Genomic DNA, 24,089 nt, shown 5'->3' with positions numbered 1-24,089 from the left:
TAAGCTCGCATTTTTTATGAGGTAAATAGTAAGGTTATTACCCGTCAGTACGGGTAATAAAGCCTTTTTTATGCCGCGTGATGATCCAAAGTCGCTTTGGCTTCAGCTTCAATATCAGCCGCACGTTTTGCGGCATCATCCGCCGAAAGTAATTCACCTTCCCATTTTGCCACAACAGCCGAGGCAATTGAGTTACCCACTGCATTAGTCGCAGAACGACCCATGTCGAGGAAGCGGTCCACGCCCAAAATCAACAACATACCTTCAACAGGCAGACCAAACTGCGCCAAAGTACCCGCAATCACCACCAAAGATGCGGCAGGAATACCAGCCATACCTTTAGAAGTCACCATCAACGTGAACAACATGGCGATTTGCGTAGTTGTTGACAACGGAATATTGTAAAACTGAGCAATAAACAATGATGCAAACGTGCAATACATCATTGAACCATCAAGGTTAAATGAATAACCCAAAGGCATCACGAAGCTTGAAATTTTGCGGTTCACGCCAAAACGGTCCAAAGCATCCAAGATTTTTGGATAAGCCGCTTCAGATGATGCGGTTGCAAAAGACAAGAAGAAAGCTTCTTTTACTTCGCGCATCAAAGTGAACACGCGTTTGCCCAAGAATACATAACCTGCGAGAATCAACAGCGCCCACAATGCAAACAACGCGATGTAGAACGAGCCCATGAATTTGCCGTAAGTCACCAAGACCGACAAGCCTTTTTCTGCAACCACTGTAGAAATAGCCGCAAAAACAGCCAAAGGCGCGAATTTCATCACGTAGCCTGTGAGCTTAATCATCACGTGGCTTAACTGGTCGATGATGTCAACCAAGCCATGACCTTTGTTACCGATGGCACCCAAAGACACACCAAAGAACACAGAGAAAAACACGATTTGCAACAATTTGTTGCCTGCAGCCGCATCAACAAATGAAGTTGGAATCAATTGTGCAGTAATAAACGCAACGAAACCAGAGTCTTTCACACCTTGAGAAAAGCCATCCAATTTGGCCTTACCCGCAGCGATTTGCTCAGGTGTCAACGCCGTTAACGTACTGCCAACACCTGGTTGGAATAAGTTAGCAAACATTAAACCCATGAACAAAGAAACAATCGAAGCCGTGACAAACCACAACAGGGCTTTCAGACCCACTCGACCCACTTCGCTACCTGAGCCCATTTGCGCGATACCCACAACCAAAGTTGAGAATACCAATGGTGCAATAATCATTTTAATTGCACGTAAGAACAATGTTGAGAGTAAACCGATATATGACATATCGACTTCAAACATTTTCGAGTACACCATCCAACCGAAAACGATACCCAAAACCATTGCGATAAGAATATAAGCCGCTAAACGACCACTGCCGCTTTTTGATGCATTGCTATTCATATTAGCCATCATATTTCCTTTTACCTTTTTACTTTATGTGTCACTTTAAAGGGGTGGCGCTGCCTTGTCTCCCCCGTTTAACCTTACGGCTTACCTCAACCTTTTCGCGGGATGAAACCCCGTGTGGATGATTCAATGAATGTGTTGTGAGTGCTACGCACTAAAAAAATTCACCAAGCCCCCGAAAAAGATATCGCATTATAAAGGCTGAAAACTGTTTTTCAAGTATTTAAATGGCATAATTGATAAAAGCGCAAAGTTTATGGTTAGACTAGATTTAATTGCTTTGTATTTATTGTTATTGCCAATAAAATCAATATAATTTATTACGTAAACGTGCTGTTGAAGTTAGGTTTAAGGTGGAAAAATGATGAAGAATACATTTTTTTCACTTTTAGAGGCCACCTAAAGTCAAAAATGTGTTTAAAAGAGACAACATTAAATCCAATTAATACATGTAAGGGCGAGACATGCGAGGATTGATTTTATCCAAATCTGCAAAAGATTATGAGTTGCTATGCCACACAATGGCATTACCCATCCAAGACATGTTTGTATGTGAGCGTGCAGATGCGGTATTGAACTTATCGGCCGCCGACAAATCAGAGATTTCATGGGTGTTTGCAGAGCCAAGTTTAGCGATACAAGTGCTCCATGAATTGCCCGCCTTGAAATGGCTGCAGTCGACATGGGCTGGGGTTGAGGGTTTGCTGGCGGCAGGCATGCGGCGCGATTACGCCTTAACCAACGTCAGGGGGTTATTCGCACCGTTGATGACCGAGTATGTACTCGCGCATGTGCTGGCACACGAGCGACAACTGTTTGCGCATCGTCAAGCCTTCCTTGAACGACGCTGGCACAACACACTCAACGGCGTGATTCGTGGCAAGACGATTTTGCTTTTTGGCGTTGGCTCAATTGGTGCGGGCATGGCACAAGCCTTTAAGGCTTTGGGGATGCGTGTGTTCGGTGTGATGAACCTCCCCCGTGAAGTGGCGCATGTCGATGTGGTTGGTGGTTGGACGGATGTACAGAAGTTATTGCCTCAAGCCGATTATGTGGTGAACGTATTGCCCAACACCCCCGCCACACAAAATATTTTTGACGCGGCGTTTTTTAAGCTCATGGCTCAACATGCTCTGTTCATTAACGTTGGGCGTGGGCAGGCCGTGGTTGAAGCGGACTTGGCGACGGCATTACAATCAGGCGACATCGCGGGCGCGGTGCTGGATGTGTATCGCACGGAGCCTTTGCCTGAGCACCATGTGTTTTGGGACACGCCACATTTAACTTTGACCTCACATACCGCCGCACCGAGCATTCCAGCCGAAGTGTTTGATATTTTCAAAGATAATTTTGAGCGGTTTAATCAAGGCTTGCCGCTGAAATATGTGGTTGATTTTGACAAGGGGTATTAAAAAATACTTCCCTCAATATTTGCAATCAATCTATGGCTTTCACGAATACAATTACAATTTATCGGTGGCAACATTTTTTTGATGCAATCTGGTGACAAATTAGACGGCTGTTTGCCCCACTGCCATCAAACCAAAAATCTTGGGGTTAAAATGAGAGGAAATGATATGAACTGGTATTTGGATGTCTTGAAAAAGTATGCACAATTCAGTGGAAGAGCTAGAAGAAAGGAATATTGGTATTTCACATTATTCAATTTTATTATTAGCATTGCACTGGGAATCATAGACATCCGCTTTGGCAGTTTTAGTTCTGAAGTGGGGGTGGGCCTACTTGAAGGATTCTATGCTTTAGCAGTATTAAGTCCAAATATTGCTGTATCAGTACGACGACTTCACGATACAGAACGCAGTGGTTGGTGGCTTTTAATCGCGCTGATTCCAATTGTCGGGGCAATAGTACTTCTGGTATTTATGACTCAAGATAGCAACCCTGGACAGAATCGATACGGCGAAAATCCGAAAAAATTGGCGTTCTAACACACTCATCAACGGTAAGGTAATCGCTGTTACTATACGTTGATGATGACGTATAAAGTATTTTCAAAAAATCAACCCATCTGATGTCGCGCTTGCCGCGCCAGTGCGGCATCGGTGCGTTGTTTGGTTTCAATGGTTAAGCCCCGCGCCATCCACGGCAGTTTGCCTTGCGAGCCGCTGCTGACATAATCCGCCGTGACAGCAGCGCGAATGTCATCATGCGCATGCGGTTCACTTTGACCAATCAGCCAGTTCGCCACTTCCGTGTACAGTCGTTCCAGCGCAATGCTGTGGCTGCGTTGCCATTGTGCATGCAGATATTGTGACAACTCATTAAAGCGCGCATACGGCGCATCGCCTAAAATCAAGGGCAAAGTTTGATTAAACCGCCCTGAGTTGGCGATGTTGTCCCAATATTTGGCAAAGTGCTTAAAATCATCCAGCTCATTTTTAGTCACATCGGCCGTGCTGATGATTTCGTAAGGCGGGCTGTCGCTGTAAACCATTTTGAAGGTTTTTGTATGGCGAATAATCGGCGTTCCGCGCAGGCGTTTTAAAATGCCCAATTGAATTTCATGCGCTCGCCAACTGTATAAACGGTCGAACCCTTCGGCAAAGCTCTGCATGGTCTCACTCGGCAAGCCTGCGATTAAATCCACATGCAGATGCGCTTGACTGTGCTCGCGCAACCAAGTGATGTTGTCTTGTGCTTTGGTTAAGTTGGTTTTGCGCGAAATGTGCTTTTGCACTGTTGTATTTAGGGTTTGGATACCCAGCTCAAATTGCAAGCTGCCCGCAGGGTATTGAGCAATGGCGGATTTGAGCAGTTCAGGCAAGTGGTCGGGAATCACCTCAAAATGCACAAACAATGGGTCATCGGGTGCCGCCGTGATTTTTTCTAAGAAAAAATCCAAAATGCGCCGACCTGTTTCGGGTTTAAGATTAAATGTGCGATCCACAAATTTAAACGTGCGCGCCCCGCGAGCGTACAACGCATTCATTTCAATTAAAAACACATCCAAGTCAAACGCCCATGCGGTTTTATCCAAACTCGACAAACAAAACTCGCATTTAAAAGGGCAGCCGCGTGAGGCTTCAACGTAAATATTACGATGTTTTAAATCATGGTCGGTGTACAGCTCATAAGGCAAGGCGATGTCGTTTAACGGCGGCTGTTCGCCTGCATGCACCTTCATGAGCGGCTTAGGGCCATGAATCAATGCGGTAAGCAGTTTGGGCAACGTCACTTCGCCCCAGCCCGTCACAATGTAATCAGCGGCTTTACAAATCGCTTGAGCGTCCACTTCATAAGACACTTCTGGGCCACCCAAAATAATCACGGTCTGAGGTGCGCGCGCTCGAATCGCTTCGATTAAAGCCAGTGTCTCGTTGACATTCCAGATGTAAACGCCCAGTCCGATGATGCGTGGCGCATCTTTGAGAATGTCCTCGCACATATCAGCAAGCGGGGTTTTGATGGTGTATTCGGCCAGACGCGTATAAGCTGCGTGTTCACCTAAATTGGCGAGTAAATAACGCAAGCCCAACGAGGCGTGAGAATAACGGGCATTAAGGGTGGCAAGGGTAATCATGGCGACATTATAGGGCTTATATCAAATGGGCACAAAAAAACAGCAGCTCGAAAGCTGCTGTTGATGTTGGCTAAGAATGAATTACTCTCCGCGCACCGTGCCTTCACGACGTGCATCCCCACCACCCAAATAACCATTTTGGGTTTTAACAATTGCAGACAAGCCGCTGACCATCTCGGCTTCTACCGCGTCATGCCCTTTGGCTTTCAGTTCTGGGATGAGTCCTGCTAAAGCTGTACCTTTTTCAACTTGGGTTTTTGGCCCGTTGCGGCTGCCGTAGTGCGGCGCATTCACGGCGGTTTGCGGATCCATTTTCCAATCAATTAAGTTGGTCAACGTTTGAGCCACATAGCCAATGATGAGCGAACCACCTGGTGAACCTACAACCATTTCAAGTTTTTTGCCTGTTTTGTCGAACACCAAGACAGGTGCCATTGACGAACGTGGGCGTTTACCCGCTTCAACGCGGTTGGCAACGAGGCCATTTTTGTCTTTATCGGCAAATGAAAAATCGGTCAATTGGTTATTCAACAAAAAGCCTTTGACGAATTGACGTGAACCGAACTGGTCTTCAATCGATGTGGTCATTGAAACCGCATGACCTTGCGCATCAACAATGGAAATATGCGAAGTTGAGGGCAACTCAGGCGAACCACTGTCGATTTGGGCGACTTTTGCACCTGCTGGCTCGCCTGCGCTGGCGGTGCCGAGGGTTTTGTCTTCAGAAATCAAGGCGGAACGGGTTGCAAGGTAATTTTTGTTGATTAAGCCCGCAGTCGGTACGCGCACAAAATCAGGGTCGGCTAAATATTTACCACGGTCGGCGAAAGCCAAACGCCCCGCTTCGGCGAAGTAATGCACGGCTTGTACCGAATCTGGTTTAATGGCTTTGAGGTTAAATCGCTCAAGTGCGCCGAGCATTTGCAGCACGGCAACGCCACCCGAACTTGGGGCGGCAGGGCCGCAGATTTTGTAATTGCGGTAATCGCCACACACGGCTTGGCGAATCTTGGGTTTATACGCCGCCATGTCCGCAAGCGTCAATTTGCCAGGGTTGGTTGGGTGACTGTTGACTTTATCCACAATGGCTTTTGCCACTTCGCCCGTGAGCAAGCCTTTTGAGCCTTTTTGCGCGATAACTTTCAGAACCGCCGCGTATTCAGGGTTGGTTAAAACCGTACCGACCTCTTTGGGCGTCACGCCGTCCGCTTGGTAAAAATACGCTTTAGCGGCTTCGTCTTTATTCAAATATTTTTCGCTTTTAAGCAAGGTGTTCAGGCGAGGGGAAATCGCAAAACCTTTGGTCGCCAATCGAATCGCTGGCTCAAACAAAGTCGCCCAAGGCAATTTGCCCTCGCGCTTGTGCGCCAACTCAAGCATCGCCACCGCGCCTGGCACACCGACCGAACGACCACCGACAACGGCATCATAAAACGCCATGTCTGCGCCTGCATCTGTTTGGAACAGCTTTTCAGTCGCCGACTTGGGCGAGGTTTCGCGTCCATCGTAATTGGTGACGTGATGGCCGTCAAAGGTCAATAAAAATGCGCCACCACCGATGCCCGACGACTGTGGCTCCGTTAAGCCCAACACCATTTGCGCCGCAACCGCCGCATCCACCGCAGAACCGCCTTTAGCGAGCATTTCATAAGCGGCATCCGTTGCCAAAGGATTGGCGGTTGCCGCCATGAATTTTTTAGCCGATACCGACGTTTTGCCTTTGGTAAAGCCGCTGGCTGCTTCGGGCGAGGCGCTATCAAACGCCCATGCGTTGTGCATCAAGCCAAGCGCAGCCAGTGCAACGGTGGTACTGAGAACATTTTTTTTGAACGATGTATGAAACATGAGTCTGACTCCATTGTTATAGTTTTCGAATGAGATGGGCTAAAACCAACCCCTGATTCATTAAGCGCGGGCTTAATCCGAGAACGATAACAGAAAAAAAGAGCCAAAAAAAGACTTTTACGCATCAGCCATACAAATTTAAGAGGATACTGACACAGCAAACGCATGTTTATTTAAATGATGAAGCACGCTTTAATGGTTTGGTGTCCATTGCGCCAATTGCGCCAACAACGGTACGGTTGCTGGCAACACGGGTTCGGTTGATGGCGTGCTGACCGTACCATCATCGTTGACGTACAATTTTTGCCAATGCAAGGCTTGGTTTTCGCGTCCGTGCGGTTTGCCGCGCCATTCGCTGATGATTCTAAAATGCAGCAACACATGCGCATGCGGATACACATGCTCAACCTCCAACCAGCGCATTGAATCGGCAATGTCAATGCCCAATTCTTCATGCAACTCACGCGCAAGTGCAGCGTGAATACTTTCGCCTGATTCCACCTTGCCGCCAGGGAACTCCCAAAATCCCGCCATCGGTTTACCCTCGGGGCGTTGCGCAAATAAAAACTCGCCCTGCGTATTGCGCAAGACCCCCACAGCAACATCAAGCCGTTTGGGCGCAATGTCTATGGTTGAATCAAAATGTGAAGGTTCGCTCACGATTGTCCTTGTATCATATTGGATAACAAAACTTGCCCCGCCCATTGCCGCGCAAAATGCTGCGCCACACGTGCGCTGCGAGAACCGCGCTCAAGGCTAAATTGCAAAGCGGCTTGTTGCATCGCTACAAGCGCCTCATTATCCGCCGCGCTCCAACCCAGTCGCGCCAAAGCATGCTCAACAATGCTTAAATAATCATTTTGTTTAAATGGATAAAAACTTAGCCACAGACCAAACCGCTCCGAGAGGGCAATTTTTTCCTCCACGGTCTCAGAAGGGTGCAACTCATGGTCGGATGGGTGCGAATAACCGACATTATCCGAATCATATTCAGGCAACAAATGGCGGCGATTTGACGTCGCATACACCAACACATTCTCAGCATACCCATTGAATGAGCCGTCCAGCACTGTTTTTAGCGACTTATAACCCGCATCCTGCGCCTCAAAAGACAAATCATCACAAAACACAATAAACCGCTCAGGACGATGACGAATCAAATCAACAATGAGCGGCAAGTCATGTAAATGTGCTTTCTCCACCTCAATCACCCGCAACCCTTGCGTTGCAAACTCAGCCAAACACGCACGCACCAACGATGATTTACCCGTACCACGCGCGCCCGTGAGCAACACGTGATTCGCAGGTAATTTATGGATGAACTGTCGGGTATTTTGCAGCACGGCGGCTTTTTGACGGTCAATCGACTGCAGCTCATCCAAATCTTGCAAACGCGGCTCTTTCAATCCCACCAAACAACCACGCCCATGCCGCACTTGCCATAAATAAGCATGCGCTGACCAATCGACATCCTGCTCGTTGGAGGGTAAAAGCAGTTGGACACGAGAAAGGGTGTCTTTAATCTTTTCGAGGGTTGTGTTAAGGAGAGTGTTGTCCATTCAATTCATATTCCAGTCATATTCCAGCCTATTCGAGGTCTTTCTGGTTTGAAACACCCAGCGGAAGCGCACATCGCTTTTATTTAAGTGGAAGTGTGTCGATTTTACGAGCGATAATCCGCATTAATCGTCACATATTCATGTGAAAAGTCGCACGTCCACACGGTCGCATGCGCTTCTCCGCGGTGGAGCACAATGCGCACGGTGATTTCGGCTTGATTCATGACGGCTTGGCCTTGTGCTTCGGTGTAGTCTGGGTGGCGGCCGCCTGCGGTGGCCACATGAACATCGTCCAAATACACGTCGATGGCATCAACGTCTAAGTCTTTCACACCCGCGTAGCCGATAGCGGCGAGGATGCGCCCGAGGTTTGGGTCGCTGGCGTAAAAAGCGGTTTTGACCAAAGGGGAGTGCGCGACGCTATAGGCGATGCGTTTGGCTTCATTGTCGTTTTCGGCGCGCTCGACCACAATCGACATGAATTTCGTCGCACCTTCGCCATCCCGCACAATGAGTTGCGCCAGTTCGGTGGCGACTTGTTGTAAGGTGTTGGCGAAAGCGGTGTAATCGGCCGTACCTTGGGTTAGCGTCACGCCGCTTTGGTGGGTTGCCATGATGATGAACGAGTCATTGGTTGAGGTGTCACCATCGATGGTGATGCTGTTAAATGAGCGGTCGGCGATGGTTTTGGTGAGGTCATCGAGGTCGGCTTGCGCGATGCCCGCGTCGGTCGCGATGTAGCCGAGCATGGTGGCCATATTGGGCTTAATCATGCCCGCGCCTTTAGAGATGCCTGTGAGGGTAATGGTTTTGCCTTGAATTTGAATCTGTTTCGAGACCGCTTTGGGCAATGTGTCCGTGGTCATAATCGCTTGCGCGGCGTTGTACCAATTGTCTTCTTTTAGATGTTCAATGGCGGCGGGTAAGCCTGCGAGCAGGTTGTCCATTGGTAGGTGCTCTAAAATCACCCCCGTCGAAAAAGGCAGGACTTGGGTATCATCAATGCCCAGTTGTTTTGCCAATTCGGCGCAGGTGCGCTCGGCGTTCGCCAAGCCCAATGCGCCTGTGCCTGCGTTGGCGCAGCCTGTGTTGACGACCAAGGCGCGGATGCCGCGACGCTGTGCAAGGTGGTTTTTGCATACACGAACAGGTGCGGCGCAAAAGGCATTGGTGGTGAATACGCCAGAGACGGTGGTCTGTGGCGCAAGCCGAATCACCAAAAGGTCTTTTTTATCCGCTTTGCGGATGCCTGCTTGTGCAAACCCCAGTTCGACACCCGCAACGGGGTGAAGCTGTTCTGCTGTGATGGTGGGAAAATTAACGGCCATTGTTCTTCTCTATGAAAAAGGGGTTGTATTCATCCGTAAGCGGGTCATGTCGATGCTAAAGGCATGAGGCGCGTGCGCCCAGCCCTGAAAACACGAGTGTCATTGTAAAACGTTTCATCCTCGTTGTCTGCGCAGAAATGCGGCACGCCGAGCATGGGGAGGGGACAAAAATCGCGCGGATTTTCTGACCAATTTTGTAATTCGTTCGCCAGTTGGACGTCCAAACTGTTTAAACGCTCCGTCAAGGGTTGTGCAAACCAATCCGCATCAACGACCATGACCCACGTATGAGCGCACATGGCTTTGCGCGGCGTTGTGAGTTTATCCATGAGGGCGTGGCCAAAGGTATACAACGCGGCTTTGGCATCGGGGCGATTCAGACAAGGCTCGTCCCAATCGGTTCGCGGAGCGATTAAAGCATTGTGCCAATCAAACGCGCGTAAAGCGTCGCCAATCTCAGGTGCGCTGGTGACTAAAATCGCTGCGTTTTCATCAAACAAAGTCAACGCATCGCGGGCGACCCCTCGGGTGTGTTGTACGCCATGAGCCGCAATATGGATGGCTTGGCGCGCGTTTAAAACCGCCTTGCTCAATGGAAAGGTCAACCAGATGCAGGCATTGAAAAAATCATGCAAATTCAAGCGCGTCGGCACGCCGCCTGTCGCAGCGATGTGCGCTTCATAAGCCACCCCAGCGGGCAAGTCATCTTGCGGAATGAAATGCAGGGGTTGCCCTTGCCCTGTCTTTTGATGTCGCCCCGCAAGCGTGTTGTTTAACGTCAAGATTAAATCGCTGCTGTGGGCTAAGTTTTGAAGTGGTTTTAGATGGTACAACCAAGGCGCAGACCAGTCGATTTGTGATTGCGCCTCGATGGGTAAACCGTTTGATAACCCGTTCATTGCCCACCTGCAAAGTCACATTGTCGCCACGCTTCATAAACAATGATGGCGGCGGTGTTGGATAAATTTAAACTGCGATTATTTGGCATCATGGGCAAGCGAATGCGTTGTTGGGTTGGAAAACAATCGCGCACATGGTCGGGCAAGCCGCGCGTTTCTGAACCCAACACGAACCAATCATTCGCTTGAAAGCGCGTTGAACTCAAAACGTGTGAGCCTTTGGTGGTCAAGGCAAACATTCGTTCTACATCGGGCTGGGCTTTGTCCATAAAATCACCCCAATCCTCATACACTTTCAAATTGGCAAATTCGTGATAGTCTAAGCCCGCACGTCGCATGCGCGTGTCATCCAACGGAAAACCCAGCGGTTTGACTAAATGCAATTGCGCACCTGTGTTGGCACACAAGCGGATGATGTTGCCCGTATTGGGCGGAATTTCAGGTTGTACAAGAACGAGATTAAACATGGGACTTTCGAGAGGTTAAATACTGAGATTCAGGTCAACTTGAAGTTGCTGAATCACGCCGCGCCAGTCGCCCAGCGTTGGTTGACGAATGATGGTGGTGTTGGGATACCATAACGACACGGTTTCCTCATTCATGTGTCGCCAATCAAGTGAACGACCCGCGAGGAAATATACTTTTTGCCCGATGCTGCCCGACAGATGCGTCATAAACGAGTCTATCGACGCCACACCATCCAAGCCGCTGACAATCGCCGCCGCTTCGTCAAAAGTGACATCCTCATCCACCACCGTGCACAGCGAAGCCAGCCCTGTGTTTTGAAATTCGGTTAAAGCAACGCCGCGTTGAAAGATAACCCAATGCACGTTTGGCATACCAAACAACGGCAATAAGTTTGCCAACGGAATGTTACGCCCAACAGCATCGTGTGTTTCGCTATGCCAAGCCAGACCAATGCAACGCCGACCTGCGGCTCGGATTCGAATGTTCTGAACCAGCTCCTCGGCCGATGCTGACACGGGGGCGGTCAAATACTTGGGTTGGGCGAGATAGCCGAATTTAGGATGCAAATAAGCACACAACCCAAATGGGTCCGTCCAGCAGTCAAATTCATGACCATTATGGTTGTCTATGATTTCTAAATCTGCGCACGAGCGCAATAGACCGTGAATGCGGTGGTTGTAAACCAAGCCAAGAATACGCTTCGCCCCCAATGCCTTTAACCCTTTGACATAACGGCAAAATTGCATGTAATCGCCATAGCCCCCCACGGGAAACAGCAAAATGGTTTTGCCTACAACGGACTCACCTTCCCAGTATTGCTCAACGTTCCAACCTTGGTTCAACAAGTCTTGGCGGAAAGTTCGAAACATTTTTCGACTGGCAAGATGCCGATAATTCAACATGCCCACCGCAGTCTGCCCCGCCGCCATTTGGATGGTGCCCATGGTGTATTGGGCATAAGGGTCATCGGGGTGGGCTAGACTCGCGGCCTGTTGAATTGAAAGCGCCTTGTCATACATGGCTAAATTTGTATACAACCCTGCGAGCCAAGACTGCTCACCCGCAACGTTGCTCTGCTCGCGTCGCTGCAAGTAAGGTAAAGCCAAATCAGCCAATCCCAATTGGGCGCAACAAAAGGTTAAAACAGTGTGAGCAAACAGATGATTCGGATTAAGCTCAAGCAGCTTCAATATCAGTTCAAGGGCTTTGGCAAATTGCATTTGTGCCTGCATCACAAGAGCGAACACATACAAGGCGTCTACATTATGCGGCTCATGATGCAAAAGTTGCTTGGCGGCCTGCTCCGCCTCATCAAAGCGTTTTTGCTGATACAGCTGGTTGATGTGTTCAACGGTCATATGACTCTTTCTACGATGGAATTGGGCGAAGCCAACGAATGGCGCTCATTTTACGCGTCGCGCCCGTGCCAACACAAGCGCGTCCACGCTTTTTGCACCTGCGGCCAAACACACCGACGCCAACTCATGCAGTGTCGCCCCCGTGGTGTACACATCATCAATCAACAAGACACGTTGCCCCGTTAAATCGCGCGTGACCGCGAACGCGCCTTTGATTTGCTTTCGGCGTTGCTCAGGGCTGCTGGACACTTGCAAGGCGGCATGATGTAAGCGAATGCTCGCATCAAATGCGAGTAGGGGTGACGGTTGTCCCCGCGCCCAGACAATTTGCTTCAACACATGATTCAACGGCACAAAACCTCGCTGGTGCGTAAGCGCATTGAACTGCGGCACGGGCATCATCAGGTCTGGGGCATGCGCGCTCACATAAGGAAGAAGCGTGCTTTGTAACGCATCGCCCAGCGCAGGCGCGGCTTGCAGCATATGGTGAAATTTATAATTCAAAATCAGGTGTTGCAACGCGCCGTGATAATCGGCAAAAGCGAATGTGTAACGCACGGGCGGTGGTGATTGCAAGCAACTGAGACATTGAGCGTCATTCGTTGTCAAAACAACCGCGCAGCTTTGGCAACGGTACGCCGAGCGTCCCGTTAAACCATCGGCGCATTGTTGACACAAACGCGGCGAAAAATCACTGGCTCGCCCTGATGCGCCACAATGAACGCAGCCGCCCACCCAACGCGCCAAGCGGTTGCGGAGCCGTAGGGTGGACTGATGCGACCATGATAGAATGCTGTTTTTCATAGTTTCATCTTATCATGACTTATTACGCCTTATTACGTCCTATCACGCCTTATACCCCATGAACTCACCGAATATCCCCGCCGCACTGGTGCATTATGTTGCCCAAGGTTTGATTGAACGCAGTGTGTCGATTAAAATTTTGCCAACACTGATGCGCGAAATTAGCCCTGCGCCGTTGCCTAAAACATATTTTGTGCAAGCGGGCTTAACAGCAACATGCGCACAATGGCAGTTGAGCGACCGCGCGAACACATCGCTGCCCTTGTTAGAGCGATTAAAAAGCACTGTGGGCATCGGTTTTACACGTCAAACATGGGCGCAATTAAGCACGGGAGCAGCACATCAACCCGCCGCGCAGTTGGTCTTCGCGCCGTTGGTGTTGGATGCCGCCGAGGACGTTTTACAAGCCTTGGCATGCTTACCCGCATGGTTCGCCGATGATGGCGTTTTGTTGTTCGCCACCCTTGCGGCGGGCGGTTTACCCGAGCTGGTCAATGCACAACCTGAATGGCTGGAACTGCTGGGGCATTGGCCCAGCATCATGGATGCGGGCGCACGCTTGCAAGACTTACGCTTCGGACTGCCTGTGTTGGATGTGGAAGCCGTACCCTTGTCATACAGCGACTTCAATACCACGTGGCATGATGTGACGGCTTTTGTACCTGCTTTGCGCCACATGGACACGGCATCGGCCGAGCCTTGGAAAGAGCGGCTGCGACATTTGTTTGACAACGGCTTGCGAGACCTCAGCTTACAAGTGCTCTACGGTCAAGTGTGGCAGCCCACAGCACCCAAATCTGAACGCACGGAACACACCGTTTCTTTGGAAAGCCTCACGGCTCAATTGGAACACAGGAGAACATTTAAATGAAATGGTTCAGTTGTTTATTAAGCTATTTTTTGAACCCTATTTTCAGAGCGCATGTGTGGACGGCGTTAGGCTTCACTGCATTGGGCTTGACGGCATGCAGTCCTGCCCCGCAGTTTTTGAATCAAAACGTCAGCGGCGCAGGCTTGCAAACATCAGTTGAATTGACCACCGCGGCGGGGCAGCCATTGCAACTGAACGCGGCCTTGCCCAATCACGTCACCGCGCTGTTTTTTGGCTTTACGCAATGCCCAGAAGTGTGTCCCACAACGATGGGCACGATGAAATTGGTTAAGCAAGCCTTGCAAAAAGAGGGCGTAGACCCGAATCTATTGCGCGTTGTCTTTCTTAGCGTAGACCCCGAGCGCGACACCGCGTCAATTTTGAACGCATATACCGCAGCGTTTGACCCCAGTTTTATTGGTGTATCGACCGACCTGACGCGCACCAAGGAAGTGGCCAAGGCCTACAATGTGACTTTTGAAAAAGTCGGTACAGGCGAGTTTTACACCATGAACCACACCGCCAATTTGTACCTGATTGACAGCACGGGTCGCACGCGGGTGTCTGTGCCTTACGGCGCATCGGCGGACAGCATCGTGCATGATGTCAAGCAGCTATTGGCACTCAACAACATTCACTAATCAACCTCATAATCGAACTAAGTTAAGGCGGCCGCCGTTTGCAACACATCAACGTGCATCAAATGCGCCCCCGCCTCGTCACTGAGCCACATTTCACCGTCTTGGATGCTGCATTGCAAAGTCATATTGCGTTTAACCAATTGTTTCAGCGGTTCAGTATCGGGCAGATTGAACACCGACACTTTTGCCAATTGTTTGATTTTTGACGCGTTGTCTTTCCACCACATATCCGCGATGTTGCCGCCGTATAAATACACAACAACATTGTCGGAACGTCCACATGCCTTGCGAATGCGCTTCTCATCAGGCAAGCCGACATCAATCCACACATTAATCGCCTCGGTATAGTCTTTTTGCCATAAATCAGGCTCGTCGTCAGTCGACAAACCCTTGCCAAACACCAGCCGCTCGTGCGCGTGACGCGCAAACGCCAAAACCCGAACCATCATGCGTTCTTCGGTTTCGGATGGATGTTGTGCCACGGTCAAACTGTGTGTTTCGTAATAATGCCGATCCATATCGGCGATTGATAATTCAACTTTAAAAATCGTGTGTTTCAGAGCCATGTATGCAATCTATTCATCTATTAAAGTAATCGTCAGTTGCCCGACCCACGTTTCATTCGGCGCGAGGGTCTTGGGCGTCAGCACAACAGGCTCAACACAAACAAAGCGTTGCCAATCGGCATGAGGAATGTCTTGTAAGGCATGCTGCGCGGATGGGTTCCACACCTGCCACGCATCAAAACCGCTTTGCGTTAATTGCACATTCATATTCGGCGAATACAAGCGAATGGATGGCGAAATCGGATGGTGCTGGTCGATGTCGCGCGTTTCCAGTTGTTGCGCACCGAAGTCTAAAACGGGCGTATCCAACAAACCCTCCACGCGCGTTTTTAGCACATCACCCACCAAAAAATACGGATGCAAGCCGCCCGTCCATGTGAAAGCCGTCTCGCCGACATTGCGCACCTCAAAATATATCGCAACGTGCTCATCTTCAACCGAGGCATCCACATTCAATTGCGCCCGATGTGGCCAATTCTCTTGCTCGGTCAACAACAGGTTGGCGGACACACAGCCCTCAAGCATCGAAAACACCTGCCAATCCAACGTGCGGGCAAAACCATGCTTGGGCAATGCACCCAAAGTGCCAAATTGTGGAAACAACACAGGCACGCCACCACGAGCAGGCGTGGGCGCCGATTGTAACACCTCAGGGCAATAAAAAATCTCTTTACCGAGCAGATGGGCGCGGAGGATTTGACCGCCGAATGTTTGGGCTTGAATGTTGTTCATGGTTTTATGAAAGCAATCCTGACAACACCTCAAAATACGTCGGAAAGGTTTTGCCCACGCATTTCGGGTCATTAATCGTCACGCCAACCGCGCTCAACGCCACGAGCGAAAAACACATCGCCATGCGATGATCATCGTACGTATCAATGTGAGCATGTCGCCAGCCATCCGCTGCGGGTGGGGTGATGACGATGTAATCTGCGCCTTCCTCCACCGTCGCCCCAACCTTGCGCAACTCAGTCGCCATCGCGCTGAGGCGGTCGGTTTCTTTCACCCGCCACGAAGCGATATTCGTCAACTTGGTTGTGCCTTGAGCAAACAAGGCGGCGGTGGCCAATGTCATGGCCGCATCGGGAATGTGGTTGCAATCCAGCTCAATGCCGCGCAGTTGCCCATTTTCAATACCGCGCACTTCAATCCAATTCTCACCCATCATCACATTTGCGCCCATGAGTTGCAGGGCATTGGCGAACTTCACATCACCTTGAATGCTTGACAAACCAACGCCCGTCACGCGCAACGGCCCACCACCGAGCGCACCCAGCGCAAGAAAGTACGAGGCCGATGATGCATCACCCTCCACGTAAATGTCTTTGGGCGACCCATACGCCGCACCCGCCTCAATCGTGAACGACGACCAGCCGTCGCGTGTCACTTGCACGCCAAAACGCGCCATGAGATTCAATGTAATTTCAATATACGGCTTAGAAATCAACTCGCCGACCACATGAATCGTCACACGGCGATTCAATAACGGCGCGGCCATCAGAACAGCCGTTAAAAACTGACTCGAGACATTGCCCTTAATCGACAGGCTCAGGTCACCATCGGGCAACTGCGCGGGCGACAGCACAAACGGCGGATAACCCGCATGACCTTTGTACTCAACTTGCACACCAATTTGCTGCAAGGCATCAATCAAATCACCAATCGGCCGCTCATGCATGCGCGGCACGCCATGTAAATGATACGTGCCCTTTTGCAACGCCAGCACCGCCGTCAACGGCCGAATCGCCGTACCCGCGTTGCCCATGAACAAATCGGCATTTTTATTTGGAAAGTCACCGCCCGTACCCGTCACGTCGTAATCGTGCTCGGCGATTTGCTTAACCTGAACGCCCAACACATTCAGCGCATCTAGCATCACCCGCGTGTCGTCCGAATCAAGCACATCACGCACGCGCGTGACTTCGCCTTTCTTCGACAGTGCGGCCAGCAATAACACGCGATTGGAAATGCTTTTAGAGCCGGGGAGTTTGATGTCGCCACGGGCAGCGGTGGCGGGGGGGAGGGTGATGTGTTCCAATTTATATCTTTCTACATTTTCTGTCATTGACAACTTGTTCGGCTGTTAGGTCACTTTTTAAAACCCAAAAACTTTTAACTTCAGGGCTTGAGGAATGGTTTTGAAAAATGGTTCCAATTTGTTTTTGGATAAGTAACATTTCATTTTTTTGCTCAATGACTAAACTACCATCTTCTAATTTTGAGCCAACTCTTAAACTCTTTAGGGCGATTGCTCTTTCTTGGCTTAAACATTGTCTTTGTTTATTGCGTTTTTCTTGGTAAGCAAGTGCTTGTTCCTTTTGTTTGTTCTGTAATTCAGTTAGGGATGCTGCGAGCTGAAGACCCTCAAAAATTGCGGTATCACGAGTACTTGAGTCAAGTACATAGATAAATTTTTCAGGAGAACTGTAAGAAGTTGCTTGATTTATAGTATTACCATCATATATCCACGTAAAGTTCTTGTCGTTCATCTTACAAAACAAACTACTAAGTTTTTGAATTTCAGCTTTTTTATATAAAGTATAGTTTGTGTAAAAAGAAAGCTCCGTTTCGTTCGGATCATCTAATATTTCGCCGCCATTTGAAATGCACCAATTCTTGAATGTTTTAACAGTACCTTTCATCGAAGTGCCTGAAGAAAAATACCCTCCTTGACCTAATCGATATTTAGTAAAGCCTTTCCTTAATTCCGTAACGCCTGAGCCTAAAAATAGTTTTTCAGTATTGCTGCTGCGAATATATTTGTTGATAAGCTCGATTTCAGATAGACCTAATAATTTTTCATTTGAATTTTGTGCGTAAGCAACAGATGAGCAAAACATGCTTAATACGATAAGTTTTTTAAGTTTAAAAGTTCTCATTTGCCCTCCTCGGTAAAAGTCATTGCACTTTAGTATGCTGGTATTATTCACTAGTTTGAAAAACAGTCAAAGACTGCCTATAGTGACCTCACGAAACCAAGCGAATAAAGGTCTCTGGATAATCCAAAACCAATCCATGTTCATCCACCGCCAAATCAGCGCGAAAGCCACGAAACAATCCTTCGTAAGTGTAGCGTGCTTGTCCATGAGCGGTGTAACGTTGCGGCATTTTGCTCACTGTTAAATCAGGCAAGTGAATATATGCAGCTTGAATGTCTTGGCTTTGTCCAGCTTGTAATTTCAAGCGGCCAATGGCGAGGCTGTTGGTGAAGGGGATAGCAGAAATATCAATTTCCAAGCAACCAAATAATTCGGGGTGTTCAACTCCTTCGCCGTCGTGCCATACACCATCGGCATCTATGGACAGCTTTAGCGTATGGATGCCGTCGCTGCTGACGCGCAGTTCGAGTAATTGAAAACGCCAATCATCGGTGCATAGAATGCTGTACGCCGCGCTATACACTTGTCCTTCCTGTTCGCGCAACAAGCGGCTGTCGATGCGCAGACCCATGCCCGTTTCCAAAACATGAACATGCTCCAAACCGTAATCATCCACAGGTCGCCACGCCGCTTGCGCAATCAAGCCAGTCATTGTTCTTTACCCCAAGCCAGTCGTTTTTCACTGGCTTTTTTAAACTGCTCCAAAATCTCATCCTCGTCTTGCGCGACTATTGCATCGCGCAGTTGTTGCGCGTGTTGCAAGTAGGCATCCATTTCGGCAACGATGGCACTTTTATTCGCCAAACACACATCACGCCACATCTCAGGGCTGGCGGCGGCGATGCGGGTGAAATCACGAAAACCCGCGCCTGCCATGGCAAATTTGTCGTTCGACAAGTCGGAATCAGCAACATGATTCATGAGTGCGTAAGCGAGGACGTGCGGCAGGTGCGAGACGGCGGCGAAAATTTCGTCATGTGCGGCGAGGCTCAGTTCGTAGACCAATGCGCCCGTGGCTTGCCACAGCGCGGCGACGGTGTCGATGTCGGCGGGGCGATTATCAGCGTGCGGGCAAATCATGACCCGTTTGTTGACGTACAAATCGGCCAGTGCGGCGGCGGGGCCGTTGAGCTCGCGTCCTGCGATGGGGTGCGCGAGAACGAATTGATTGATTTTATCGCCCAGTGCGGCGTGCGCGTCTTGATAAACCGAGGTTTTGGTGCTGCCAACATCGGTGATGACGGTGTCGGGTTGCAGGTGCGGGGCGATTTTTTCACACACGGCGCGGGTTTGCCCAACAGGCATGGCGAGTACGATGAGGTCGGCGGTGCGCACGGCTTGGATAAATTCAGCCGAATCGGCCATGACGGCGGCATCGACAATGCCCAATTGAATCGCTTCGTCCATCACCGCTGCGCTGCGCCCCGAGCCGATGACGTGCCTCACCGCGCCTGCTTGTTTGAGCGCAAGGGTGAGCGAACCGCCAATCAAGCCCGCGCCGATGAGGAGGAGGTTGTTGATTTTCGGTACCGACTGAGGCGGAAAAATTTTCATGTGTGTGTTCATGGTGCGCTCATTCAGTCACTGGATACGAGCCGAGACATTTATAAAAAGCGGCATTGCTTTCGAGTTGCGCCAGCGCGGCCTTGACGTTGTCTTGCTCGATGTGCCCCGCAAAATCAATGTAGAAAAAGTATTCCCAGCCTTTTTGTTTGGCAGGACGCGACTCAAAGCGCAACATCGACACGCCGTGTTTGGCAAAAGGTTCGAGCAAGGCGTAGACCGCGCCCGCTTTGTTGGGTGTGGCGAGAATGATGGAGGTTTTGTCGTTCGGGCTGAGGCCGCAGATTTGCTTGCCGATGATGATAAAGCGCGTGCGATTGTTGGCGTCGTCTTGGATGCCCGCGACCACGGATTGTAAGCCATACGTGGTCGCGGCAATGTCGCTGGCGATGGCGGCTACACTCGAGTCGTCTTGCGCCATTTGTGCGCCTTGCGCGTTGCTGCCAACGGGTTGTTGCTTGATGTGCGGGTAATGTTCTTTGAGCCAATGGTGGCATTGTGCCAAGGCTTGCGGGTGGGCAACGATGGTGGTGACGCCGCTCATGTCGCCGTTGATGTGCAATAAGTGATGGTTGATGGCAAGCGAGACTTCGCCACAGATTTTTAGCGGGCTGGACAGCAACAGGTCCATCGTGCGATTAATCGCGCCTTCAATTGAGTTTTCAATCGGTACAACACCAAACGCCGCGCCGTCAGCCTCAACGGTACGAAAAATATCATCAATGGTGCTGCAATCAATCGCGCGAATCGCATGACCGAATTGCTTAACCATGGCCTGCTCGGTGTACGTGCCTGCGGGGCCGAGAAAGGCGACTTTGACGGCTTCTTCCATCGCGCGACATACGCTCATGACTTCGCGCCACAAGGCTTGCAGGTGATGCGAGGGCAGCGGGCCGGGATTGCGCTGGGCGATTTTTTCTAAAACCTGCGCTTCGCGTTCGGGGCGAAACACAGGTTGATTGTATTTCTGTTTGACGTGACCAACCGCTTGCGCGAGCTTGGCGCGTTGGTTGAGCAGTTCGATGAGTTGCGAGTCTAGCGCGTCAATTTGTACGCGCAACGGTGCGAGTTCGCTGTCAACATTATGTAAATTTTGATTGTCCGACATGCTGCGTCCTTATTATCTTATGATTGAGCGTGTTGGCGTTCAAATGCTTGCATATAGGCAACCAAAGCCTGCACCGCCTCCATCGAGACGGCGTTGTAAATCGAGGCACGCATGCCACCGACCATTTTGTGCCCCTTCAAACCTGCCAAGCCTGCGGCCAATGCACCGTCCAAGAAGGTTTGATTCAGCGATTCGTCATTCAAGAAAAAGGGCACGTTCATGCACGAGCGGTATGTGGGCTGCACGTCGTTGCGGTACAAGCGGCTGTTGTCGATGGTGTCGTATAGTAATTTGGCTTTGGCATCGTTGATTTTTGCCATTTCAGTCAACCCACCGTTGGCTTCGAGCCACTCGAACACCAAACCTGCGCAATAAATGCCCAATGTTGGCGGGGTGTTGAACATCGAGTCATTGTCAGCGACATTGCGCCAAGTGAACGCCGAAGGGCAAATCGCCTGTGCACGGTCGAGCAAGTCGTCACGCACGATGACAAAAGTCACACCCGATGGGCCAATATTCTTTTGTGCGCCGCCATAAATCACACCGTATCGGCTCACATCCAATGGACGCGACAGAATGTGCGAGGACATATCGGATACCAAAAACGAGCCGCTGGCTTCAATGCGTGCAGTCAACTCGGCGGACGGATACCATTCAACGCCGTGAATCGTTTCGTTGGTGCAAATCGCCACATAGGCGCTGTTGTCGGACAACTGCCATGAGCTTGGCTCGGGGTAATATGTAAAACGACCTTGGCCATCATCGGCGTTGGCAATGATGCGTGACTCGCCGTATTTGCCTGCTTCTTTTTGCGTTTTAATCGACCATGCGCCCGAAATCACGTGATCAGAAACAGTGCGTTCACCACCAAGCAAGTTCATCGGAACAATGGCGTTTTCACCAATCGCCCCACCTTGCATAAATAAAATGTGATAATTCGACGGAATATTCAACAATCGACGTAAGGTATCACGCGCGCGCACGAGCACTTCGGTAAAAACCGTACCGCGATGGCTCATTTCCATCACGCTCATACCCGTACCCTTAAAATCAAGCAGTTCAGCTTGCATTTTTTGAAGAACGGGCAGCGGCAGGGCGGCAGGGCCTGCGGAAAAATTATAGACGCGGGTCATGAAATATCCAGTCAAAAGGGGAAAGCGGTCAGTGAAATACAACCGCAGAAGAATAATGCTCTCAATTATAGGCAATTGGTGGTTTAAAAGCAAAAACCACTCAAAGATAAAGAAAGATAAAGCCCGATGCCAGTTCAACGAACCTATAATTCATCTCAACCCGCCACATCAGGCCGCTGACTGACAATACACATCTAACTAAACCATTAAGAAGGAAACGATATGACTTCATCAAACAGTTGGTTCTTTTGGGCGGCATTATCGGCGTGCTTTGCTGCAATGACCGCCATTTTTGCTAAAGTTGGCATTCAAGGAGTCGATTCTGACTTTGCAACGCTCATTAGAACCGTCATCATTGTGTTTGTCTTATCCGCATTTGTGGCCTACGCAGGCAAATGGCAAAACCCGTTGACACTCCCCATAAAAACATGGGTCTTTTTAGGTTTATCTGCCCTAGCCACAGGCGCATCATGGGTGTGTTATTTTCGCGCACTACAAATCGGTCAAGCCTCTCAAGTTGCCCCCGTGGATAAATTCAGCCTTGTTTTGGTCGCTGTATTTGCCTTTATCTTTTTAGGTGAACGCCCAAGCGGACAAGAGTGGCTAGGCATTTTGCTAGTGGCGGCAGGGGTTTTGGTTTTAGCATTCAAAAAGTAGGGAAGCACAGCACACAAACGATGCCTCTGCGCTCGGCTGTGCATTGTTGTTTTTAAACTACACAAACCCTACATATTTAAAATTTTAGTAAAAACAACTACAAATTATGTTCATAATTCACACATCTTAATCACGAGAAGTCGAATTAGGAGCAATAAGCTTGAGGATACAAGCAAGGTTTTGGCAAGAAAGGCTTGCCCCGCCAAACCATTACCCTTAATTTAACAGCCCTTTAGGAGCAAAAATGAAAAAAAGTTTAATCACACTGGCAATTTTGAGTACAGCAGTAAGCGCAGCACATGCAGCATCAAACGTCACCTTATACGGTCGATTTGATATTGGCTATTTGAAAAAATCAGACACATCATTACAACAAGTAAGCGGCGGCGACGTTCGTCTCGGTTTAAAGGGCAGTGAAGATTTGGGCAACGGCATGTCAGCCACCTTCCAATTAGAAGGCCGCTTTGATGGCGATACGGGTGCAAAATCATCAAACCGTACATTCTTTGATCGTGAATCAACTGTTGGTATTAAAGGCGCGTTTGGCCATGTTCGCTTCGGTCGTTCAATCTCAGCCTTTGAGCAAGGTATTAGCTATATTGACATTGGTCGCCGCTCATCTGCACACTCTGTTTACAACGAAAATTACGGCGTTGCCACACGCCACAGTAATGCGATGTTTTACAACTACTCCGCTGGCGCATTTTCTGGCGGCTTTGATGTGACAACAAAAGGCGGTTACAACGACGGCGTCTCTACTTCTGAGGGCAATTCAGGTACAAAAGCAGGATGGGGCGCATTTGCTAAATATAAAGCAAACGGCTTAGAAGCTGGCGTTGCTTACCAAGACGACGGCGTACAAACGGCTAAAAAAATTCGTAAAGAATGGGGCATTGGTGTCGCCTACACATTCAAACCTGTCACCGTTGGTTTGTCCTATGCAGCAGGTAAAGACGATGTCGTCGGCACACAAGCCAAGCTCAAAAACTATGGTGGCTACATCCAAGCCGCCTTAACAGCAGACGACTCACTGATGGCAATGTACCGTCGTGAAGAATTAAAGAATAAAAATACGACAACAGGCATTGAACTGAGCAAAGAAAAAATCACTCACTATGGTCTTGGATATGTTCACAACTTAAGCAAACGTACTTCTGTTTACACTGATATCGCCCGCATCAAAAAAGACACCACAGGCACGACATCAAGTTCAAGCAGCTACACATCTTACGACATTGGCATTCGCCACTACTTCTAATCATAGAAACGTAAGGCTTGATAAAAAACGTGATTTTACAATCACGTTTTTTATTTGCAATTGAAATAGAAGCAAATCAAACTTTATAAATTGTTGTATTTTAGAAACAAACTGTTGTTTTAATGCCGAATGACCGTCTCGCCAACCTCATAAGGGTAGACAAAAAGAAATCGCAGTAGAATAATGGGCGCATCGATAA

24 protein-coding genes are annotated in these 24,089 nt (G+C 49.4%); 6 read left to right on the top strand and 18 right to left on the bottom strand.

Features of this window, described 5'->3' with window-relative positions; all coding sequences use genetic code 11:
• Positions 1-68: 68 nt before the first annotated feature.
• A complete protein-coding gene (locus tag DFR44_RS02455) occupies positions 69-1,406 on the bottom strand; it encodes a dicarboxylate/amino acid:cation symporter (RefSeq protein WP_133619134.1) in 1,338 nt (445 codons plus the stop codon).
• 470 nt (positions 1,407-1,876) lie between these two features.
• Between DFR44_RS02455 and DFR44_RS02450 the strand changes: the two genes are divergently transcribed.
• Both DFR44_RS02450 and DFR44_RS02445 read left to right on the top strand, forming a co-directional pair.
• Positions 1,877-2,824, top strand: coding sequence for a D-2-hydroxyacid dehydrogenase (locus DFR44_RS02450; RefSeq protein WP_133619133.1), 948 nt, complete (start codon positions 1,877-1,879; stop codon positions 2,822-2,824).
• Between the two features lie 81 nt (positions 2,825-2,905).
• Positions 2,906-3,361 carry a DUF805 domain-containing protein gene (locus DFR44_RS02445; protein ID WP_246012024.1) on the top strand — a complete coding sequence of 152 codons (456 nt, stop codon included), beginning with the start codon at positions 2,906-2,908 and terminating at the stop codon, positions 3,359-3,361.
• A gap of 71 nt (positions 3,362-3,432) precedes the next feature.
• Here DFR44_RS02445 and DFR44_RS02440 read toward each other — a convergent pair whose 3' ends face one another.
• The 9 genes from DFR44_RS02440 to DFR44_RS11555 all read right to left on the bottom strand — a co-directional run bounded on the left by DFR44_RS02440 (position 3,433) and on the right by DFR44_RS11555 (position 13,214).
• Positions 3,433-4,953, bottom strand: coding sequence for a B12-binding domain-containing radical SAM protein (locus DFR44_RS02440; RefSeq protein WP_133619132.1), 1,521 nt, complete (start codon positions 4,951-4,953; stop codon positions 3,433-3,435).
• 81 nt (positions 4,954-5,034) lie between these two features.
• Positions 5,035-6,798: a gamma-glutamyltransferase gene (ggt, locus tag DFR44_RS02435; RefSeq protein WP_133619131.1), complete on the bottom strand. Its 1,764-nt coding sequence runs from the start codon at positions 6,796-6,798 to the stop codon at positions 5,035-5,037.
• Positions 6,799-6,990: 192 nt separating this feature from the next.
• Positions 6,991-7,458, bottom strand: a complete 468-nt coding sequence (gene mutT / locus DFR44_RS02430) for an 8-oxo-dGTP diphosphatase MutT (protein WP_281275599.1) — start codon at positions 7,456-7,458, stop codon at positions 6,991-6,993.
• Positions 7,455-8,357: an ATP-binding protein gene (locus DFR44_RS02425; RefSeq protein WP_133619129.1), complete on the bottom strand. Its 903-nt coding sequence runs from the start codon at positions 8,355-8,357 to the stop codon at positions 7,455-7,457. Before DFR44_RS02425 ends, mutT begins: the two co-directional genes overlap by 4 nt.
• Positions 8,358-8,461: 104 nt before the next feature.
• Entirely contained in the window at positions 8,462-9,685 is a 1,224-nt protein-coding gene (argJ, locus tag DFR44_RS02420; RefSeq protein WP_133619128.1) for a bifunctional glutamate N-acetyltransferase/amino-acid acetyltransferase ArgJ, read from the bottom strand.
• A gap of 44 nt (positions 9,686-9,729) precedes the next feature.
• Positions 9,730-10,584 (bottom strand): DUF3025 domain-containing protein, encoded by an 855-nt coding sequence (locus DFR44_RS02415; protein ID WP_133619127.1) that lies wholly within the window; start codon positions 10,582-10,584, stop codon positions 9,730-9,732.
• Positions 10,581-11,051, bottom strand: a complete 471-nt coding sequence (gene trmL, locus DFR44_RS02410) for a tRNA (uridine(34)/cytosine(34)/5-carboxymethylaminomethyluridine(34)-2'-O)-methyltransferase TrmL (protein ID WP_133619126.1) — start codon at positions 11,049-11,051, stop codon at positions 10,581-10,583. Before trmL ends, DFR44_RS02415 begins: the two co-directional genes overlap by 4 nt.
• 15 nt (positions 11,052-11,066) lie before the next feature.
• Positions 11,067-12,410 (bottom strand): tetratricopeptide repeat protein, encoded by a 1,344-nt coding sequence (locus DFR44_RS02405; protein WP_133619125.1) that lies wholly within the window; start codon positions 12,408-12,410, stop codon positions 11,067-11,069.
• Between the two features lie 45 nt (positions 12,411-12,455).
• Positions 12,456-13,214: a ComF family protein gene (locus DFR44_RS11555; RefSeq protein ID WP_211336884.1), complete on the bottom strand. Its 759-nt coding sequence runs from the start codon at positions 13,212-13,214 to the stop codon at positions 12,456-12,458.
• 58 nt (positions 13,215-13,272) lie between these two features.
• Between DFR44_RS11555 and DFR44_RS02395 the strand changes: the two genes are divergently transcribed.
• Both DFR44_RS02395 and DFR44_RS02390 read left to right on the top strand, forming a co-directional pair.
• Entirely contained in the window at positions 13,273-14,085 is an 813-nt protein-coding gene (locus tag DFR44_RS02395; RefSeq protein WP_133619124.1) for a hypothetical protein, read from the top strand.
• Positions 14,082-14,726, top strand: coding sequence for an SCO family protein (locus tag DFR44_RS02390; RefSeq protein ID WP_133619123.1), 645 nt, complete (start codon positions 14,082-14,084; stop codon positions 14,724-14,726). The genes DFR44_RS02395 and DFR44_RS02390 overlap by 4 nt, the downstream gene beginning before the upstream one ends.
• A gap of 17 nt (positions 14,727-14,743) precedes the next feature.
• On the opposite strand, the gene DFR44_RS02385 is transcribed toward DFR44_RS02390, so the two are convergent.
• From DFR44_RS02385 to serC, 8 genes are all read right to left on the bottom strand, one after another.
• Positions 14,744-15,292: a YaeQ family protein gene (locus tag DFR44_RS02385; RefSeq protein WP_133619122.1), complete on the bottom strand. Its 549-nt coding sequence runs from the start codon at positions 15,290-15,292 to the stop codon at positions 14,744-14,746.
• A 9-nt stretch (positions 15,293-15,301) separates the two neighbouring features.
• The gene (locus tag DFR44_RS02380) at positions 15,302-16,024 is read right to left on the bottom strand and encodes an aldose epimerase family protein (protein ID WP_162845124.1); all 723 of its coding nucleotides are present in this window, start codon (positions 16,022-16,024) and stop codon (positions 15,302-15,304) included.
• A 4-nt stretch (positions 16,025-16,028) separates the two neighbouring features.
• Positions 16,029-17,330: a 3-phosphoshikimate 1-carboxyvinyltransferase gene (aroA, locus tag DFR44_RS02375; RefSeq protein ID WP_133619157.1), complete on the bottom strand. Its 1,302-nt coding sequence runs from the start codon at positions 17,328-17,330 to the stop codon at positions 16,029-16,031.
• A 1-nt stretch (position 17,331) separates the two neighbouring features.
• On the bottom strand, positions 17,332-18,171 hold the full coding sequence (locus DFR44_RS02370; RefSeq protein ID WP_133619120.1) for a DUF2059 domain-containing protein: 840 nt from the start codon (positions 18,169-18,171) through the stop codon (positions 17,332-17,334).
• 88 nt (positions 18,172-18,259) lie between these two features.
• The gene (locus tag DFR44_RS02365; RefSeq protein ID WP_133619119.1) at positions 18,260-18,823 is read right to left on the bottom strand and encodes a putative glycolipid-binding domain-containing protein; all 564 of its coding nucleotides are present in this window, start codon (positions 18,821-18,823) and stop codon (positions 18,260-18,262) included.
• Positions 18,820-19,737: a prephenate dehydrogenase gene (locus DFR44_RS02360; protein WP_246012023.1), complete on the bottom strand. Its 918-nt coding sequence runs from the start codon at positions 19,735-19,737 to the stop codon at positions 18,820-18,822. Before DFR44_RS02360 ends, DFR44_RS02365 begins: the two co-directional genes overlap by 4 nt.
• Positions 19,738-19,744: 7 nt before the next feature.
• Positions 19,745-20,842 carry a prephenate dehydratase gene (gene pheA, locus DFR44_RS02355; RefSeq protein WP_133619118.1) on the bottom strand — a complete coding sequence of 366 codons (1,098 nt, stop codon included), beginning with the start codon at positions 20,840-20,842 and terminating at the stop codon, positions 19,745-19,747.
• Positions 20,843-20,859: 17 nt separating this feature from the next.
• Complete coding sequence (gene serC, locus DFR44_RS02350) at positions 20,860-21,975, bottom strand: 3-phosphoserine/phosphohydroxythreonine transaminase (RefSeq protein WP_133619117.1); 1,116 nt, start codon at positions 21,973-21,975, stop codon at positions 20,860-20,862.
• Between the two features lie 222 nt (positions 21,976-22,197).
• Here serC and DFR44_RS02345 point away from each other — a divergent pair, with 222 nt between their 5' ends.
• Both DFR44_RS02345 and DFR44_RS02340 read left to right on the top strand, forming a co-directional pair.
• On the top strand, positions 22,198-22,632 hold the full coding sequence (locus DFR44_RS02345; RefSeq protein ID WP_133619116.1) for an EamA family transporter: 435 nt from the start codon (positions 22,198-22,200) through the stop codon (positions 22,630-22,632).
• Between the two features lie 244 nt (positions 22,633-22,876).
• Positions 22,877-23,890, top strand: coding sequence for a porin (locus DFR44_RS02340; RefSeq protein ID WP_133619115.1), 1,014 nt, complete (start codon positions 22,877-22,879; stop codon positions 23,888-23,890).
• Positions 23,891-24,089: the final 199 nt, after the last annotated feature.

The sequence above is a fragment of the Hydromonas duriensis genome, from assembly GCF_004363775.1.
Taxonomy (GTDB): Bacteria; Pseudomonadota; Gammaproteobacteria; order Burkholderiales; family Burkholderiaceae; genus Hydromonas; species Hydromonas duriensis.
The sequence above is the reverse complement of the archived record's forward strand: the minus strand, read 5'-3'. Positions and strand labels throughout refer to the sequence as shown.

Coding starts and splice junctions, on each gene's coding strand:
- DFR44_RS02390 (WP_133619123.1), top strand. CDS start 14,082: ATGAAATGGTTCAGTTGTTTATTAAGCTATTTTTTGAACCCTATTTTC.
- pheA (WP_133619118.1), bottom strand. CDS start 20,842: ATGTCGGACAATCAAAATTTACATAATGTTGACAGCGAACTCGCACCG.
- DFR44_RS02425 (WP_133619129.1), bottom strand. CDS start 8,357: ATGGACAACACTCTCCTTAACACAACCCTCGAAAAGATTAAAGACACC.
- DFR44_RS02455 (WP_133619134.1), bottom strand. CDS start 1,406: ATGAATAGCAATGCATCAAAAAGCGGCAGTGGTCGTTTAGCGGCTTAT.
- DFR44_RS02450 (WP_133619133.1), top strand. CDS start 1,877: ATGCGAGGATTGATTTTATCCAAATCTGCAAAAGATTATGAGTTGCTA.
- DFR44_RS02370 (WP_133619120.1), bottom strand. CDS start 18,171: ATGAGAACTTTTAAACTTAAAAAACTTATCGTATTAAGCATGTTTTGC.
- DFR44_RS02405 (WP_133619125.1), bottom strand. CDS start 12,410: ATGACCGTTGAACACATCAACCAGCTGTATCAGCAAAAACGCTTTGAT.
- DFR44_RS02365 (WP_133619119.1), bottom strand. CDS start 18,823: ATGACTGGCTTGATTGCGCAAGCGGCGTGGCGACCTGTGGATGATTAC.
- ggt (WP_133619131.1), bottom strand. CDS start 6,798: ATGTTTCATACATCGTTCAAAAAAAATGTTCTCAGTACCACCGTTGCA.
- DFR44_RS02440 (WP_133619132.1), bottom strand. CDS start 4,953: ATGATTACCCTTGCCACCCTTAATGCCCGTTATTCTCACGCCTCGTTG.
- DFR44_RS11555 (WP_211336884.1), bottom strand. CDS start 13,214: ATGAAAAACAGCATTCTATCATGGTCGCATCAGTCCACCCTACGGCTC.
- DFR44_RS02415 (WP_133619127.1), bottom strand. CDS start 10,584: ATGAACGGGTTATCAAACGGTTTACCCATCGAGGCGCAATCACAAATC.
- argJ (WP_133619128.1), bottom strand. CDS start 9,685: ATGGCCGTTAATTTTCCCACCATCACAGCAGAACAGCTTCACCCCGTT.
- DFR44_RS02360 (WP_246012023.1), bottom strand. CDS start 19,737: ATGAACACACACATGAAAATTTTTCCGCCTCAGTCGGTACCGAAAATC.
- DFR44_RS02345 (WP_133619116.1), top strand. CDS start 22,198: ATGACTTCATCAAACAGTTGGTTCTTTTGGGCGGCATTATCGGCGTGC.
- DFR44_RS02395 (WP_133619124.1), top strand. CDS start 13,273: ATGAACTCACCGAATATCCCCGCCGCACTGGTGCATTATGTTGCCCAA.
- DFR44_RS02340 (WP_133619115.1), top strand. CDS start 22,877: ATGAAAAAAAGTTTAATCACACTGGCAATTTTGAGTACAGCAGTAAGC.
- DFR44_RS02445 (WP_246012024.1), top strand. CDS start 2,906: ATGCAATCTGGTGACAAATTAGACGGCTGTTTGCCCCACTGCCATCAA.
- DFR44_RS02385 (WP_133619122.1), bottom strand. CDS start 15,292: ATGGCTCTGAAACACACGATTTTTAAAGTTGAATTATCAATCGCCGAT.
- serC (WP_133619117.1), bottom strand. CDS start 21,975: ATGACCCGCGTCTATAATTTTTCCGCAGGCCCTGCCGCCCTGCCGCTG.
- trmL (WP_133619126.1), bottom strand. CDS start 11,051: ATGTTTAATCTCGTTCTTGTACAACCTGAAATTCCGCCCAATACGGGC.
- DFR44_RS02380 (WP_162845124.1), bottom strand. CDS start 16,024: ATGAACAACATTCAAGCCCAAACATTCGGCGGTCAAATCCTCCGCGCC.